This is a genomic window from Candidatus Sodalis sp. SoCistrobi (genome assembly GCF_900143145.1).
Taxonomy (GTDB): Bacteria; Pseudomonadota; Gammaproteobacteria; order Enterobacterales; family Enterobacteriaceae; genus SoCistrobi.
This window is the reverse complement of the sequence record NZ_FRDB01000381.1, coordinates 1-1200: the sequence shown is the minus strand read 5'-3', so window position 1 is coordinate 1200 and position 1200 is coordinate 1. Positions and strand designations below refer to the sequence as shown.

Genomic DNA, 1200 nt, shown 5'->3' with positions numbered 1-1200 from the left:
CGGCGACTCCTACGATAATGCGATGGCAGAGAGTATCAACGGGTTGTACAAAACGGAGGTTATCCACCGCGGGAGCTGGAAAAACCGGACGGAAGTGGAGTTGGCCACGCTGGACTGGGTGGACTGGTACAACAACAGAAGGCTGCTCGGGCGGCTGGGTTACATCCCTCCTACTGAAGCCGAAATGAACTATTACGCTTTGCAATTAGCATCAGAGGAAGCGGCGTAGTATTGCCAAAATTACTCTCTAATAAACTCGGGGTTATTCAGTGACAATGGGTACAACGAGGTTTTCCGTGGCCCCGCATTCGGTCTACATTGGTGTTTATGGCGGTGCACAGGCCGATATTGCCCAGGCTATTTTCAACAACAAGGCACCCGGTTGTGAGATGAACGGCGATACGCATTACACCGTTCAACATACAGAGGGCTACAGCCCGCCGTACCCGGAGTACACCTTGCAGTGGCAGACAGCAAAGCCCACCACGGTGTCTTTTCGGGTGACGCTGCAAAATCAGCGCACTGAGCTGCCCGCCGATACCGATAGTCGTATCCAGCAGGCGATTATCAAGACCTTTACCGGGCGGGACGATATCAACGCCGCGGCGACCATCGGGGCGCTTATCCCCGCCGGGCGGTTTTATGCCGGTGTGGCAGCGGTTGACCCGGTCAGGCTGAATATCGCGGTGATAGAGCTATCACTGGACGCTCAGCACTGGTCGTCGGGGGTGACGCTGGGCATTGATCAGGTGCCGGTCACGTCCGAGACGGCTATCCAGGTGGTGACGGCATGAATTACCTGAAGACGATACAGGCGCAGTATGCAGCATCACCGGCGTTAAACGCTGTGATAGCCACCTTTGAGCAGGCCGTCAGTCTCGAACGCTTTACCGACACTTTTTTGACGGCGGTATGGGATATCGAGACGGCACAAACCTATGGTCTGGATATCTGGGGAAAAATTGTCGGCGTGTCGCGCTATCTGACGGTGGAAGATACCCCGGATTATCTGGGCTTTGACGAAGCTGACATTACCGCCATTGACGGTTACCCGCAGCCGTTCGATGTGTCACCGTTTTATGCCGGGCTACAACCCTCATCGGTGGTCAGATTAACCGATGACGCCTACCGCAAGCTGATACGGGCAAAAGCCTTTAGCAATATTACCGATGCCACCATCCCGTCGATTAACCGCTTTTT

The 1200-nt window shown here is 54.8% G+C and carries 3 protein-coding genes; all 3 read left to right on the top strand.

Annotated elements, in window-relative coordinates; translation table 11 throughout:
* Positions 1-229: integrase core domain-containing protein (locus CINSTRO3249_RS16000; protein WP_143146879.1), on the top strand; the 229-nt coding region annotated here is incomplete at its 5' end.
* A gap of 46 nt (positions 230-275) precedes the next feature.
* Complete coding sequence (locus CINSTRO3249_RS15995; RefSeq protein WP_074013914.1) at positions 276-794, top strand: hypothetical protein; 519 nt, start codon at positions 276-278, stop codon at positions 792-794.
* Positions 791-1200 (top strand): baseplate wedge 1 family protein (locus tag CINSTRO3249_RS15990; RefSeq protein ID WP_125933234.1); only part of this gene is annotated, 410 nt, incomplete at its 3' end. The genes CINSTRO3249_RS15995 and CINSTRO3249_RS15990, both read left to right, overlap by 4 nt.